Annotated in this window: 10 protein-coding genes; 4 read left to right on the top strand and 6 right to left on the bottom strand. The window is 71.3% G+C overall.

The genetic code is table 11. From position 1 onward, the window contains the following. The first annotated feature begins 45 nt into the window (after positions 1-45). Positions 46-1,503: a flavin-containing monooxygenase gene (locus VA596_RS01070; protein WP_323322631.1), complete on the top strand. Its 1,458-nt coding sequence runs from the start codon at positions 46-48 to the stop codon at positions 1,501-1,503. Between the two features lie 50 nt (positions 1,504-1,553). Here the strand turns inward: VA596_RS01070 and VA596_RS01065 are convergent, their stop codons facing one another. The 3 genes from VA596_RS01065 to VA596_RS01055 form a co-directional block, all read right to left on the bottom strand. Next, positions 1,554-2,024 (bottom strand): helix-turn-helix domain-containing protein, encoded by a 471-nt coding sequence (locus VA596_RS01065; RefSeq protein WP_323322629.1) that lies wholly within the window; start codon positions 2,022-2,024, stop codon positions 1,554-1,556. A gap of 202 nt (positions 2,025-2,226) precedes the next feature. Next, positions 2,227-3,879, bottom strand: a complete 1,653-nt coding sequence (locus tag VA596_RS01060; RefSeq protein WP_323322627.1) for an LCP family protein — start codon at positions 3,877-3,879, stop codon at positions 2,227-2,229. A 287-nt stretch (positions 3,880-4,166) separates the two neighbouring features. Next, complete coding sequence (locus VA596_RS01055) at positions 4,167-6,323, bottom strand: phospholipase (protein WP_323322625.1); 2,157 nt, start codon at positions 6,321-6,323, stop codon at positions 4,167-4,169. Between the two features lie 154 nt (positions 6,324-6,477). On the opposite strand from VA596_RS01055, the gene VA596_RS01050 reads away from it, so the two are divergent. Then, entirely contained in the window at positions 6,478-7,296 is an 819-nt protein-coding gene (locus tag VA596_RS01050; protein WP_323322623.1) for a hypothetical protein, read from the top strand. Between the two features lie 130 nt (positions 7,297-7,426). Here the strand turns inward: VA596_RS01050 and VA596_RS01045 are convergent, their stop codons facing one another. Both VA596_RS01045 and VA596_RS01040 read right to left on the bottom strand, forming a co-directional pair. Continuing rightward, complete coding sequence (locus tag VA596_RS01045; protein ID WP_410171830.1) at positions 7,427-8,815, bottom strand: sensor domain-containing diguanylate cyclase; 1,389 nt, start codon at positions 8,813-8,815, stop codon at positions 7,427-7,429. Between the two features lie 365 nt (positions 8,816-9,180). After that, positions 9,181-10,389, bottom strand: coding sequence for an MFS transporter (locus VA596_RS01040; protein ID WP_323322621.1), 1,209 nt, complete (start codon positions 10,387-10,389; stop codon positions 9,181-9,183). A 385-nt stretch (positions 10,390-10,774) separates the two neighbouring features. Here VA596_RS01040 and VA596_RS01035 point away from each other — a divergent pair, with 385 nt between their 5' ends. Next, positions 10,775-11,674, top strand: a complete 900-nt coding sequence (locus tag VA596_RS01035; RefSeq protein WP_323322619.1) for an SDR family NAD(P)-dependent oxidoreductase — start codon at positions 10,775-10,777, stop codon at positions 11,672-11,674. Positions 11,675-11,743: 69 nt separating this feature from the next. Here VA596_RS01035 and VA596_RS01030 read toward each other — a convergent pair whose 3' ends face one another. Further along, positions 11,744-13,603, bottom strand: a complete 1,860-nt coding sequence (locus tag VA596_RS01030) for an AMP-dependent synthetase/ligase (protein WP_323322617.1) — start codon at positions 13,601-13,603, stop codon at positions 11,744-11,746. A gap of 169 nt (positions 13,604-13,772) precedes the next feature. Here VA596_RS01030 and VA596_RS01025 point away from each other — a divergent pair, with 169 nt between their 5' ends. After that, positions 13,773-14,429 carry a transcriptional regulator gene (locus VA596_RS01025; protein ID WP_323322615.1) on the top strand — a complete coding sequence of 219 codons (657 nt, stop codon included), beginning with the start codon at positions 13,773-13,775 and terminating at the stop codon, positions 14,427-14,429. Positions 14,430-15,013: the final 584 nt, after the last annotated feature.

Here is a 15,013-nt window from a genome sequence, read left to right as displayed (position 1 = left end):
CTCAGTAAGCTGGACGACGGGTAACAGGCAATCGGGAGGCGCGCCATGGGCAACCGCACGGAGACCGGGGTCGTCATCGTCGGGACCGGGTTCTCCGGTCTCGGCATGGCGATCCAGCTGCGCAAGGAGGGGCGCGACGACTTCGTCATCCTCGAGAAGGCCCACGACGTCGGCGGCACCTGGCGGGACAACAGCTACCCGGGGTGCGCCTGCGACATCCCGTCGCACATGTACTCGTTCTCCTTCGAGCAGAACCCGGGCTGGTCGCGGGCCTACTCGCCCCAGCCGGAGATCTGGCGCTACATGCGCGAGGTGGCCGACAAGCACGACCTGCGCCGGTTCGTCCGCTTCGGCCAGGAGATGACCGGGGCCCGCTGGGACGCCGACGAGAACCGCTGGCACGTCGCCACGAGGGGCGGCGACGAGTTCGCGGCGGGCGCGCTGGTCGCCGGCGTCGGAGCGCTGCACCTGCCGCAGATCCCGGAGCTGCCGGGCATCGAGACGTTCGCCGGCCCGGCGTTCCACTCCGCGCGCTGGCGCCACGACGTCGACCTCGCGGGCAAGCGCGTCGCGGTGATCGGCACCGGCGCCAGCGCCGTCCAGTTCGTGCCGAAGATCGCGCCGGAGGCCGAGCGGCTGACGCTGTTCCAGCGCACGCCGCCGTGGATCATGCCGAAGGGCGACCACGAGATGTCCGGCCGCACGCGGGCGCTGTTCAAGGCGTTCCCGCCGGCCCAGCGCGCCTACCGCAACCTGCTGTACTGGATGCTCGAGGCGCGCGCGATCGGCTTCAACGGCCAGTCGTGGGTGATGAAGCTCGGCCAGCGCCTGGCCAAGCGCAACATCGACGGCGCGATCAAGGACCCGGCGCTGCGCCGCAAGGTCACCCCGGACTACACCATGGGCTGCAAGCGCGTGCTCATCTCCAACGACTACTACCCCGCGCTGGCACGGGACAACGTCGACGTCGTGACCGACGGCGTCCGAGAGGTCCGCGAGCACAGCGTCGTCGACGCGGCCGGGGTCGAGCACGAGGTCGACGCCATCGTCTACGGCACCGGGTTCCACGTCACCGACGCCTTCGACGACCTGGAGATCGTCGGCCGCGACGGGCGCAACCTCGGCAAGGAGTGGGCGACCGAGGGGATGCGGACGCACCTCGGGATCACCGTCGCCGGGTTCCCCAACCTGTTCTTCCTGCTCGGCCCCAACACCGGCCTGGGCCACAACTCGGTGGTGTTCATGATCGAGGCGCAGATCTCGTACGTCGCCGAGGCGCTGCGGCTGGCGGCGGGCCGCGCGCTCGAGCCGAAGCCCGAGGTGCAGGAGCGGTTCAACACGCAGATCCAGCGCAAGCTCGCGAAGGGCATCTGGACCCGCGGTGGCTGCAAGAGCTGGTACCTCGACGCGAAGGGCGTCAACCGGACGATCTGGCCCGGGTTCACCTGGCGCTACTGGCTGGACACGCGGAAGGTGCGGCGCGAGGACTACCTGGTGGGCTGAGGCCGATCGGTCCCTCACCGGCGGCCAAGGGCCGGTGAGGGACCCGGGGATCAGCGGGAGACGTACCGGCGGAGACGGGCGATCAGGTCGACGGTCGGCAGCTCGCACAGCTCCGCCATCCGCTCGAGGGCCGGCAGGTCGAGGGCGACCTCGCCGGGGCCGTGGTCACCGGCGGTGCGCAGGCGGTCTTCGGCCCAGCGGCGCAGGGGGAGCAGCTCGGGCGGGGCGTCGGCGACGACCTTGCGCAGGTCGACGCGGACCCGGCCGGGCTCGTCGACGAAGACCCGGCGGTGCACCTTGGCCAGCAGGTCCTGGGGCAGCTCGTCCATCGCGACGCACAGCTCGACCAGCCGCACCACGGAACACTGTCTGGTGCCCAGTTCGTAGGTGGCCAGCGTCTGCAGCGAGATCTCGCTCTGCAGGTGCTGGTTGAGCTCCTTGCGCGTCCAGCCTCGGCTGCGCCTGAGCTTGCGGAGCTCGTCCCCGAGTATCCGCTGGTAGTCCTCGGCGTCGATCAGCACATCAAGTTCCCCTGCCGTGTTCCTCCCACGGCACCTTCACGGAGGTGACAGTTTCCGTGCAGGTGCACCCTCACGTGTATGTAAGTGCGCAGGTGCCCGCGCATTACGCGGATTCGGGCATGTCTTTGATACCGATTACGCGAGTTAGGCCGATCGGGTTAACAGCAGATGACAAGATCGTGCAACTTGCAGACGTCGTTGCTCAGTTGACGCAGGGGACGCCCTCGGCCGTGATCGGCTTCTCCTCGTCGGCGGGCGGCGGCGCGGGTGCCTGGGACGTCGCGCCCCCGGCGCTGGAGCCGGCGTTCGAGTCGGTGGAACTCGGCGGCTGGTAGTCGGCGCCGAGGAACACCATCACGTGCCCCGCCTGGACGCTCTTGTCCTCCTGGACCGTCGGCGAGCCGCCGAGCGCGTCCGCGACCTTCTGGCCGGTGTCCTTGCCGCCCTTCGGCACCCAGATCACGGTGGTCTTGCGCGAGGTCGCGTTCGCCGTGTCACCCGAGGTGAAGCCCTTGGCCGAAAGGGCCTTGGCGACGGTCGCGGCCAGGCCGGTCTTGCCGGAGGCGTTGCGGACGTCGACCGTGGTCGCCTTGTTCGCGCTGTCGGCCTGGTCGGTGGTCGGCGTCGGCTGGCCCGGCTGCGGCCCGGCGAGGCTCTGGACGAAGTCCTTGACCTCGGCGGGGTCGACCTGGATGGCCGAGCCGTCTTCGGGGGTCTTGTAGTCGACGTTCTTCACCGGGATGGTGCGGAACTCGAGCTGGCCGCCGGTCAGGCCCTTCATCTGCTGGGCGAACCCGAAGATGTCCCAGTTCTGGTTGAGCACGACCGACTTCTTGATCGCGTCGATCAGGTCGGTGAGCTTGCCCGGGTTGGTCAGCGTGCCCGCCGAGAGCACCTTGCGCGCCATGCCGGCCATGAACACCTGCTGCCGGACGACCCGGTCGAGGTCGCCGTTGGGCAGGCCGTGGCGCTGGCGGACGAACTCGAGCGCCTCGACGCCGGAGATCGTGTGCTGGCCCTTGGTGAAGTTCGCGCCGGAGTACTGGTCCTTGACGGTGTTGTTCAGGCAGACGTCGACGCCGCCGATGGCCTTGGTGATGTCGCTGAAACCGAGCAGGTTGACCGCGGCGTAGTTGTCGATGGTCGACCCGGTGAGCTTCTCGACGGTCTGGATCAGCTCCTTGGCGCCGGCCTGGTTGGCCTGGACGTCGAGCTGCTTGGGGTCGGTGACGCCCTGCTTCTGCAGGTCCTTGCGGGCCTGGAGCATCGCGCGGGCGTACGCGGAGTTGATCTTGTGCTTGCCGTAGCCGGGGATGTCGACGTAGGAGTCGCGCGGCAGCGACATCGCGACGGCCTTGCTGCCGTCGTTCGGGATGTGCACGAAGATCAGCGAGTCGGTGTTGAGCTCGCCGTCGGACTCGCCGGCCCGCAGCTCGTCGAGCACCTCGCGCGACAGGGGGTTGCCCTGGGCGTCGGTGCGGCTGTCCAGGCCGACCAGCAGGATGTCGCGGGCGCCGTCGGCGGGCTTGTCGCCGCCACCGCCGTCGCTGATCACGTTCGCGTAGTTCAGCCCGTTGACCAGGCCCTGCATCGCGGCCCACGCGTAACCGGTCAGGCCCATCACCAGCAGCGAGACGACGGTCAGCGCGATCTTCGCGCCCCGGAAGGAGTTGCGGCGCGCCCGCGCCGGCGGCCGGCGCTGCGGCTCGATGCGGCGGGAGTCCACCGGTTCACGGCGGGGTGCGGGGCGGCGCGGCGGCGGGGTGCCGCGCCGGGCGTCGGCCCGGACGGGCTCGTCCTGCCAGGGCCGAGCGGGGCGGCGGCCGCCTTGCCCGTTCCGAGGCGGGTGATCCACGCGGGCGACTCCTCACTGCTCGTTCGGTAGGGCTGATCTGTAGGGCTACAGGATGGGACGCATGGTGCCTTCCCCTGGTTGCCGTAGCGTTACACATCCCCCTGTGAATGTGGCGTGCAGCACCCATTTTCCCGCACCGCCGCCGGTTTCGCCTGGTCAGGACGCCGCGTTCGCCGGAGCCCGCGGCGCTCGCCGCGAACCCTTCTCCGCGCCGCGTGGCCGGATGTCCCACGAACGAGTGAACGCGGCGCGTGCTGTGCGCCGGCTGAGAGCGCGTCGTGGCCCTCTCAGGGGGTCGCGTTGGCGGGGCTGCGGGCGGGCAGCAGCGTTCCGGCCGCGGCCAGCAGGGCGAACACCGCCGTCGCCGCGTGGAGCGTGACGCCGAGGAAGCCCGGGGAGCCGCCGTCGGCCGCGAAGAGCAGGGACGGGGCGCACGCCAGGGCCGTGGCCAGCCAGGTGCCCGTCGCCGCGCTCGCGCCGATGCGGATCGTGTGCAGCAGGAACACCCCCAGCAGCAGGTGCACCAGGCTCTGGATCGGGTCGAGCCGCAGGCCGAGGATGTCCGCGTCCGCCGCGACGCCGCCGAAGCGCGTCAGGGCGAAGCCGAACACGCCGAGCGTCGCGTAGCCGATGCCGAGCGCGGCCGCGGCCCTGGTCAGCACCGCCGTCCGGCGGCCGGGGTGCTCCGCCGCGCGCGGGCGGCCGGCACCGTGGGCGTGCCGCTCGAACCACCAGAACACCAGCGCGCCCGGGACCGCGAGCAGGCCGACCGCGACCAGCGTGCGCGGCCGGACCAGCCAGGTCAGCCCGTCGGCGATCCGGCCGGGCAGGTAGACGACGGCGACCAGCAGCAGCATCGCCGCGAGGAACGCCAGGTAGAGACTCATCGGCGCGCGCAGGACGAACCGGCACACCCGGACGACGCCGGGCCGTGAGCCGAGCCGGACCAGCGGGCCCGCCAGCAGCCCGAGCAGGCCGAGCTGGACCAGGCCGAGCAGCAGCACGCCCCACGGCGGCGCGGAGAACGCGGCCGGGGCGCCCGGGCTGCCGAGCAGCAGCGGCGGCCCGCCCCGGAGGACGCTGACGACCGCGAGGCCCGCTACACCGGCGAAGGCCGCGAAGCCGAGAAGACGTCGAGACGGCCGTACGCCGTCAGCGTGCGCGAAGGCGAGCTGCTGGGCGAGGAGCGCGAGAGCGAACGTCGCCGCGTAGCGGGGTAGCGGCGAGCCCACCCAGCTCGCGGCCAGCTCGCCGCCGACGACCAGCGCGAGCAGGCCGGCCGCGGCCGCCACCGGCGCCCGGCGGTGCAGCGCCAGCAGCGGCGGCGCGCAGACGATCGTCAGCAGGTAGACGCCGAGCAGCCAGAGCGGGTGCAGCGCGATCCGCATCACCGTCGCGGTGGTGCCCGCCGGGATGCCGAGCAGTTCGAGCGCGAGCGGCGTCAGCAGCGCGACGACGGCGAAGATCAGCGCCGGGCGCAGCAGCGGGCTGGCGCGTTCGGCCAGGTAGTGGCGGTAACCGCCGCCCGACTCCTGCTCGGTGCGCCAGCCGGCCGCGTTGGCGTGCCCGCCGGCGAAGAAGATCAACGGCGTGAGCTGGGCGAGCCAGGTCAGCGGCCACAGCGCCGGTTCGGGCGCGCCGGCCCAGTCCGCGAGCGCCGTCACGGACTCGCCGAGCAGCAGGAGGACGACCCCGCCGGCGCCGAGCAGCGCTGCTGGTTGTACGCCCGACGCCGGTACCGGCGCGGGGCGCGGCAGCGGCATCGCGCGGCGAGCGTACAGCCAGCCGCGCAGCCGGAAGACCAGCAGGCAGGCGATCACCAGCACCCCGGCGACCATCGGGCCGATCGGGTCGCCGACCGGCGGGCCCCACCGCTGGTGCCACGAGTTGACGACCAGGCCGGCCGAGTAGAAGGACGCGACGACCCGGCAGGTGCCGGCCGAGTCCATCGGGTTGAGGTCGCAGGCGTGGTGCATGTCGTAGGAGAGCCTGCTGTCCAGCGCTTCGCGGACCTCCGGGCCGAGCGGGTGGCCCTTGCGGTCGGCGTAGCGCAGGAGGTCGTACCCGAGGTCGTGGGCCTTGCACGGCACCGCGTAGTCCCACTTGGTGTTGTCGTCACCCCAGGGCGTCGAGCAGCCGCCGTCGACGTGCACCGCGCGGACCGTGCCGTCGCGGGCCGGCATCGAGCCCGGCGTGACGCCGCTGAGCGCGGTGAAGTCCTTCGGCAGCAACGCCAGCGCGTCTGGGTGCGGGCCTGGGTGGACCAGGGCCTCGATCGCGTTCTGCGCGGCCAGGACGTCTCCGGTGGGCGGGCCCTGGTCGGGCGGCGACGGCGGGCGCGAGGCGATCAGCCCGAACGCGAACACCACCAACAGGACCAGCAGCAGCCAGCCGGACGTCGACCAGGGTCGGCGGACACGCGGCGGCTCGGTCGGGGCTGGCATGCGTCAAGGGTGCCAGCCCCGCCGGCGGGCCGACACGGGGCTAACCCCCGGGCGTGCGGTGGGGGTTGCCCGATCGGCTGCCCGTTCTCGCCTTCCGCGGCCGGGCGGCGGTGCGGAGACTCGGGGCGGGGGCACGGCGACCAGGAGGCGTGACGTGGGGCCGGTTCCCGTGGAGAACACCGTGCGCGCGCTGCGCCGGCTGGCTCCCGGCGCGTCCTTGCGGACGCCGCGTGACGCCGACCTGCGGGTGCTGGCCCGGGCCCTGCGGAGCGTGGAGCCGGGGACACTGGCCCGCCACTGCCCGCCGGAGGTCGCGCGCGTGGTGCTGGCCGACCAGGTGCGCGCGCTCGACCGGGCGTCGACGGGCTTCTTCGGCGCCGGCCCGCCGGAAGCGGCGAGGCTGGTGCGGGCGTCCCGGTTGCGCGTCCAGCCGGGCCTGCGGTCCGCCGCGCTGGCCTGGGCGGAGGCGGTGGGACACGGCGTTCTGAGCGACTTCCTGCGAGGTGTCCCGCCGGCCGTTTCGTCGGAGGACGGCCGTCGGGCGGCGGAGCTGACGGTCGCCGCGCTGCTGCCCCGCGCAGACTGCCTGCCGGGCGAGGTGGGTTCGCCGAGGGGCGGCGCGATCCTTCGGATCCGAGGTGTTCGCGTGGGCCCGAGCGGTTTCCGCGTCGACGTCGATGCGGACCCGCCGATGGAGCTGACGGCGGGGCCGACGCTGCGGGCCCTGTGGTGGAACGGCCTCGGCCGGGTGACCGACGACCTGGGGTACGAGTACCTGATCCTGGCGAAGGACCCGGCCGGGACGGGCACGGTCCGCCACTGGTGCCACCCCCGCCCGGCACGGGGAGCAAGGGAGCTGCGCCTGGAGTCGGCCGGCTATCGGGGCGAGCGCCTGCGGCTGAGCGCGACGGCGGTGGGGACATCGGCGGAGGTGCTGGTGAAGACCCAGCTCACGGTCCGGCTGGAGACTTGAGCAGCCGGGGAACGAGCAAAGCCGTGAAGGCCACCTTGAGGGACTCAGAGTCCCTCAAGGTGGCCTTCACGGCTTTGAGGCGAGGCGTCGGGGGCCAGCAGGCCGTCTGGAGCCGCAGCTGGGTGGGGCCTCAGGGGGCGGGCAGCTCGTCCGGGGTGTCGGGGGCGAAGCTGACCTGGTCACGGCCGTTCTCCTTCGCCAGGTAGACCGCCGCGTCGGCGGCCTGCAAAAGCCTGTCCAACGTGTCGCCGTGTCTTGGGTAGCGCGCTACGCCGATCGACGTCGTGCGGTCGGCGATCGTGGCTGGGTCGCCGCGCTTGTCGGTGGTCACGATGTGTGACTTGGCGATCGCTATGCGGATGCGCTCGGCTGCGTCGCGGGTGGCCTCTTCGTCGATGTCGGGGAGGAGAATGAGGAATTCCTCGCCACCGAAACGGCCGACCGAGTCACTCGGTCTGGTCACCTCGTCGAGGGTTTGCGCAACAGTGCGCAGCACGTCGTCACCCGCTGGGTGTCCATAGGTGTCGTTAATCCACTTGAAGTGGTCGAGATCGACCATCAGGAGCGCCAGCTGATCACCCGATCGAGCAGTCCGTTCCAGTGCTCGCTCCGCCGTCTCGGACCAGCCGCGCATGTTGAGAATGCCGGTTTTCGGATCCGTCCGGACGTCGTTCTGCAGCTGATCGAGTTCGGCGAGGCGATTGAACACGACCGTGACCACGGCCATCACCGCCACCATCGGCGGGACCACCGCGAGCAGGATCGCAGTCACCGCGCCGAGGCCGATGGTGATCGCTTCGAGCATGTTGTCGGCCGGGCTGCCGAGGACGTTGCGAACCGTGGGCTCGGACGACATGCCGAGCGCGAGGGCCCCGCCGACGTAGACGATCTGGATCGCCTCGTAGATCGCGCCGGTGAGGACGATCGCGCCGAACTCGTACAGGAAATCGGTCCAGCCGGTGCCCAGCAAATGCGGGCCGAGTGCCGTGTAGGTGAGGTGCGCGAGGACGCCGGCGAGGCCGTGCGTGATCGACGAGAAAATGAAGTTGTGCGCCGGGCGGCGGGCGATGAACCAGTGCTGCAGCCGAATGACGAAGATGACCAAGAGAATCAACGGCGCCGGCAGGATCAGCGCGGCCGAAAAAGTCCACACCGCGGTGAGGTCGATGAGGACCGTCTTTTTGCGGTTCCGGCGCCTTTCCTCCTGGCGCTGGGTCAGCTGGATGTGAATGGTGGCGCCGGCGGCGAGAATTCCGAAATTGATCCAGTCGCGCGGCACGAGCGCCGGTGAACGGGTGAGCGAAACGGCGAGCACGGCGAGGGCGATCGCCTCGCTGGCGAGGAAGAAGGCGACGACCCGCGGACGGCGGCGCCACAGCGCCCAGTTGCGGGGCGAGTACGGGTGGTCGCGCCAGACCGTCCCGGGTGGACCACCGGCCGTGGTCGCCGCGGGGTCCGGTTGACGGCGCGACGACGCGCCGCGGCCGCCCGTCACGGCGTCGTCTGGTCCGGGATGCAATTGGTCACCTCCTTTCCAGCCTACTTGGGGTGTTGAGTAATCTCATCGGTACCTGCCAGAGTGGTTCACGCATTCCGCTGCCGGGTATCATCCCACTGCAACGGAACTGCCGCGCCCTCGGCGGAACTGCCGGGAACGTGGACCAAAGGCATCTTCAGGCTCCCCACACGGAGGTGGCACCGTTGAGCAACCGCGATCTCTGATGCGCCGTCGAATTGTCGTCCCTTGATTACTCCGAGAGGTGGCTCCCGTGCGCAACCGCGACCTGTGACGAGTGCGAATCCCATTCACGATCTTGACTTCACGGAGAGGTGGCTTCCGATGGCGAACCGTGACCTCTGAACCCAAGCCCTTGAACCCCCGGGTCACGACGGCCGGGGTTCCGTCCCGCCGACCCGGCGCCAGGCGAGCGCGACCGGGACGGCCAGCAGCAGGCCCACCGCACCGGCGAGCGCGATCGTGGCGTTCGCGGAGCCGGCCCACTGCGCGACCAGCCCGCCGATCCCCACGCCCACACCCTGGGCGACCCGCAGCCCGGTCCGGTACAGCCCGCCGGCGCTGCCGCGGATGTCGTTGGGGACCCACGTGATGAACGTGGCCGACACCGTGATGACGTACGCACCCGTCGCGCCCGCCAGCGCGAGCAGGACCAGCGCGATCGCCAGGTTCGGCCGCAGCGCGAAGGCCGCCAGCGCGGCCAGCGGCAGCGCGGCCAGCACCCCCAGCAGCTTCCGGCGGTGTTCCGTCGAGACGTACCGCGACAGCAGGAACGTGCCGAGCACGAATCCCAGCGGGTCGGCGGCCAGCAGCCAGCCGACGGCCTGGTCGCCCGCGCCCAGCTGCGCCGCCAGCGGCGCGGCGAGGCCCTCCGGGATCACCGCCAGGCCGACCAGCCAGGACAGGTAGAGCAGCACCCGCAGCCGTTCGTCGCCGAAAACCTGCCGGACGGCGCCGAACCACGGGGCGCCCCCGTCCCCGGCCGCCGCGCGCCGGAGCACCAGCAGCTGCACGGCGGCCGCGGCCACCAGGAACGTCAGCGCGTCGATCGCCAGGGCCCACGACGTGCCGATCGTCGTCACCAGCAGGCCGCCGACGGCCAGCCCGCCCAGCATCGCCGTGTTGTTGGTGATCCCGCGCAGGTCCTGGCTCTGCAGGTAGACGTCGTCGTCGGTGAAGATCTCCCGGCCGAGCGCGTTCTGCGCGGCGTTGCCCGGCGCGTTCGCCAGCCGGGCGAGCACGAACAGCACGAACAGCCACGCCATCGGCATGCCGGGAACGGCCATCAGCCCGATCAGCACGGCCTGCGCGAGCGACCCGGCGGCCAGCACCGCCCGCCGCGGGAAGCGGTCGGCGAGCTGGGACAGGCCGAGGCCGCCGGCGAGCGCGGGCAGGAACGTCAGCGAGTAGACGACGGCCGAGAGCAGCGGCGACCCGGTCCGGTCGAACACGAGGATGGCCAGCGCGACGATGGTGAGCTGGTCGCCCAGCATTGACTGCGTCTCCGCGAACCACAGCGCGCGGAACTCCCGGTTGGCCAGGACGGCCCGGAGCCGGGGTGTCGCACGCGTCGTCACCTCGTCACCACCGTCCCCCGATCGAGTGAATATGGACCGCCCCGCATTGTGCCTCGCCAGTGACGACCCGGTCCGGGGGCGTCACATTCACGGCCCCGGGCAGCACTAACAGTATGCCGCCGACTACGCGCCGACGTACGTGGAACGACGTACTACTGCACCCTTGAGCCGATCGGGTTACGCCGCCTGACCGGCGACGGACGGTGGCTTTGACCGGTGCGCGGGTATCTCCGGACTGATCGAACCCGACTCGTTCGGCGCAAGGCGGCGGCCGCTCGTCGTCGTGGCGATGCTCCGTTGGGCCGAACGGGCCAAGACTGGAGCCAGGACCGGCCGGGGTGGACGGGCCGCCGCGCCGACGGCGCCGCAGATCGGGGAGATGACGATGGACGACTTGATGCAGGGCAAGGCGGTCGTGGTGACCGGCGCCGGGCGGGGGCTGGGCGAGGCGTTCGCGGTGCACGTCGCACGCGCGGGCGGGTCGGTGGTCGTCAACGACGTCGACGTCGAGCTCGCCGAGCGGACCGCGCAGAACATCCGGGACCACGGCGGCCGGGCGGTGGCCAGTGGCCACAGCGTGGCCGAGGCGGGCGAGGCGCAGGAGATCGTCGACCTGTGCGTCAAGGAGTTCGGCGGGATCGACGGCCTGGTCAACAACGCCGGCCTGAACTACGAGGCCCTGCCCTGGGAGGACGACGCCGACCAGGCCCGCGAGCTGGTCCAGGTGAACGTGCTGGGCGTCGTCAACACCGGCCTGGCCGCGATCAAGGCGATGGTCGACGCGGGCACCGGCGGCTCGATCGTCAACATCTCCTCCGGTGCTTCGCTCGGCCAGCGCAAGCTCGGCGTGTACGCGGCGAGCAAGGGCGCGGTCGCGTCCCTGACCTACTCGTGGGCGCTGGACCTCGAGGACGTCGGCATCCGCGTCAACGCCGTCTGCCCGCTCGCGCACACCCGGATGGTCTGGAAGTCCGAACGCTCCCTGCGCGCCTGCCCGCCGGACCGCACGCCGTCGCGGATCGCGCCGGTGGTGCTGTTCCTGCTCGGCGAGGGCTCGGACGGCATCACCGGCCAGATGATCCGCTGCAACGGCCCGCAGCTGCACGTCATGGGCCAGCCGTTCCTCAAGCAGCCGATCCTCGAGCGGCCGGTGTGGGACACCGAGACCGTGCAGAAGGCGTTCGACGAGGTCTTCAGCGCGCACCTGGAGAACTACGGCCTGGAGAAGCGTGTCCCGCCGCGCCTGCGCAAGTGGACCGACACCACCTCGCCGCGCACCGCCTGAGCGTCGCTTTCACGTGAAAGTGACCACCTGGGGGCGTCACTTTCACGTGAAAGTGACGCCCTTCCAGGGTCAGGAGCCGGCGGTGGGGGCCGGGTCCCGGACGGCCGCGTAGAGCGCTTCGATGTCGGTCGAGTAGCGGTCGTTGATGATCCGGCGCTTGAGCTTCAGCGTCGGGGTCAGCTCGCCGGACTCGGGCGTCCACGCCTTCGGGAGCACGTGGTAGCGCTTGATCTGCTCGATCCGCGCCAGCCTGCTGTTGGCCGACTCGACCGCGCGCTCCAGCTCCGCGCGCACCGCCGGGTGCTCGGCCAGCTCCTCGGGCTTCGCGTCGACGCCGTTCGCGGCGGCCCAGCCCGGGGCGATCTCGTCGTCGAGGACGATCAGCGCCGTGACGTACGGCCGGTCGTCGCCGATCGCCACCGCCTGGCCGATCAGCGGGTGCTCCTTGAGCAGCCCCTCGATCCGCGTCGGGGCGATGTTCTTGCCGCTCGAGGTGATGATCAGTTCCTTCTTGCGGTCGGTGATCGTCACGAAGCCGTCTTCGTCGATCGTGCCGATGTCGCCGGTGGCGTACCAGCCCTCGGCGTCGGTGGCGTCGGCGATCGTGCCGTCCTCCTGCAGGTAACCGAGGAACACGATCGGGCCGCGGACCAGCAGCTCACCGTCTTCGGCGACGCGGACGTCGATGTCGGCGAGCGGCTTGCCGACCGTGCCGGCGCGGAACGCGGCGCCGGAGTTCGACGTCGCCGCGCCGGTCGTCTCGGACAGCCCCCAGACCTCGGAGATCTCGATGCCGAGGCCGGCCAGGAAGTAGATGATCTCCACCGGCAGCGCGGCCGCGCCGCTGGAGGCGACGAGCACCTTGTCCAGCCCGAGCAGCGCGCGGACGGGGGCGAGGGCGGCCGCGTCGGTCTGCGCGATCTGCTCGGCCAGCTCCGGCGGCACCGGCTGCCCGGCACTGCGCAGCTTGTAGCCCTTCTGCAGCAGCTCGTTCGCCGCGAGCAGCGCCGTGCGGCGGTCCTCCGGCACCCCGCCGAGCATGTTCTTCAGCCCGGCGACCATCTTCTCCCAGACGCGCGGGACGCCGAAGAAGCTCTGCGGGTGCACCTGGCCGAGCGCGCCGACCACGCCGGACGGGTCGGCGAGCGTGTGCACGTGCCCGGCCCAGACGATCGGCAGGTAGACCGACAGCTCCCGCTCGGCGATGTGCGCGAGCGGCAGGTACGCGATGTTCGTCGCGTGCATCGGCGGGTGGTGCAGCTCCGTCACCGCGTACGCCTGGTGGATCGCGTTGCGGTGCGACAGCACGACGCCCTTCGGGTCGCCGGTGGTGCCCGAGGTGTAGATCATCGACAGCGGGTCGTCCGGCTGGATGCCCTGCCACGACTGTTCGAAGGCCTCGGGGTCGGCGGCCAGCGCCTCCCGGCCACGCGCCCGGAGGTCGGCCAGCGAGAGGAACCGGTCGTCGCCCTCGGGGATCGCGTCGGCGTCCATCACGACGATGTGGCGCAGTGCCGGGAGGTCGTCGAGCACCGTGCGCCAGCGGGCCAGCTCGGTTTCGCCGCCGAGGATCACGACGGGCGCCGCGCTGTGCCGCGCGACGTACCGGATCTGGTCCGGGCTGAGCGTGGCGTAGGCGGTGCACGGGATCGCGGACAGGTGCGTCGCGGCGAGGTCGGCGACGATGTGGTCCGGGCAGCCGGGCGCCATGATCAGCATCCGGTCGCCCTGGGCGAGGCCGAGCCCGGCCAGGCCGCGGGACACCTCGGCGATGGCGGTGCGGAACTCCAGCCAGCTGAGCGTCGGCTGCCCCTCGATGTCGAGCGAGGTGATCGCCGGCAGGCCGGGGAACTCGACCGCGTTGCGGTGCAGCAGTCGCGGGATCGTCTGACCTTCGGTCTGCTCGGCGACGGACGGGGTGGTCAACACTGGCCTCCTGGTGGTCCGGATGGCCACACTTTAGGGGCTCCGCAGGCTGGTGGATAGAGAATCGCGGCCAGGTCAAATGTCTCCTTGGTCCGGTTTCGGCCGGTCAGCTCCTCACGACCGTCCACAGTGCACCCGGGCGGCTCCGGCCGGAATTCGGTTGAATGGGGTGATGACCCGCCAGGCTCGCGAACTGCTCGACCAGATCCAGTCCGAGCTCGCCTCCCGCGACGACGACAACCGGCTGGTGCCGCTGATCACCGCGGGCCGCGCGCCGCGGCGGGTGTTCGCCGCGCTCGCCGCGGAGGAGAAACGGATCACGCTCAGTGACTGGCGGAGCTTCCACGCTCTGGCCGCGCGGGCCGACGAACCGAACGCGCGCACGTTCTTCGGCGGTCTCGCGCCGGGGGAGCAGCGGGCCAACCTGATGCTGGACGCGCTGATCGCGGCGGCTGGTCCAGACCACGGGGAGGAGCGGCCGCGCGCGGGCTGCCAGGCGTACCCGGCCTACGTGGCGTGGCTGGCGCTGAACGGCGAGTCGTCGGCGGCCGTCGCCGGGATCTTCGCCAACTTCTCGGCCTTCGGCCGGTACTGCGCGGACGTCGCGGCCGGCATGCGCGAGCACTACGGCTTCGACGACGTGGCCTGCGCGTTCTTCGACTTCTTCGCCGCGGACGTCCCGGAGATCGAGGAGCAGGCGCTCGCCGCGATCCAGGCCGGCATCGACGCCCACCGGCTCGACGTCCACGAGGCGCTGCTCTACGCCCGGCTGTTCCAGAGCTACGAGCTGCAGTTCTGGAACACCCTCGCCGACGAGTTCCCGGGCTGAGGAATCCCTTGGCGGGCAAGGGTTTCGTGCGCTGACGACGCCGTCTCCCGGCGGGCGGGCCCCGGTGGCCGGTAATCGAATTCTTCGACAGCGCGCTATTCCATTCGGAGCAACGGGTCCCGGAACCGGTTCCGGAGGTAGCGGACACCCGGTGAACGCCCACTTCGCGGAATGGCGGGAATTCCGGCCCGCTTTCCGGTGAATCCGTGGTGCCGGTCGCGAATCGTGCGCAATTCCGCTTTCCGGGAGCCATCCGGCCCGGACGAAGGGGTGGTGCGGCCCGGCCGTGTCGTTCCCGTGATGTTTCTCACCGAACGATTCGGCGCCGCCGTACGTAGCGACCCCCAGGTCGGCGGCCGGTTCGATCGGTGCCGGTACCAGCGTGCACCCGTGGCGTGAAAGAGAAGCCGCCCTGGGACGAACCTCACGACTTTCGGTGGTGGACTTTCCAAGCGCAGGCAGCGAGTGTTGACGGGTCACCGTTTCCAAGATCACGTTATCGCCACGGACTTGACGTGCCCTGAAGGGCTGCCTAACGTCGTCGCGGGCGAAGCAGACCACGGTGATGTTGATCCGGCTGGTCG

The organism is Amycolatopsis heterodermiae (genome assembly GCF_034929455.1).
GTDB lineage: Bacteria > Actinomycetota > Actinomycetes > Mycobacteriales > Pseudonocardiaceae > Amycolatopsis > Amycolatopsis heterodermiae.
The sequence above is the reverse complement of the archived record's forward strand: the minus strand, read 5'-3'. Positions and strand labels throughout refer to the sequence as shown.

Coding starts and splice junctions, on each gene's coding strand:
- VA596_RS01070 (WP_323322631.1), top strand. CDS start 46: ATGGGCAACCGCACGGAGACCGGGGTCGTCATCGTCGGGACCGGGTTC.
- VA596_RS01055 (WP_323322625.1), bottom strand. CDS start 6,323: ATGCCAGCCCCGACCGAGCCGCCGCGTGTCCGCCGACCCTGGTCGACG.
- VA596_RS01035 (WP_323322619.1), top strand. CDS start 10,775: ATGGACGACTTGATGCAGGGCAAGGCGGTCGTGGTGACCGGCGCCGGG.
- VA596_RS01025 (WP_323322615.1), top strand. CDS start 13,773: ATGACCCGCCAGGCTCGCGAACTGCTCGACCAGATCCAGTCCGAGCTC.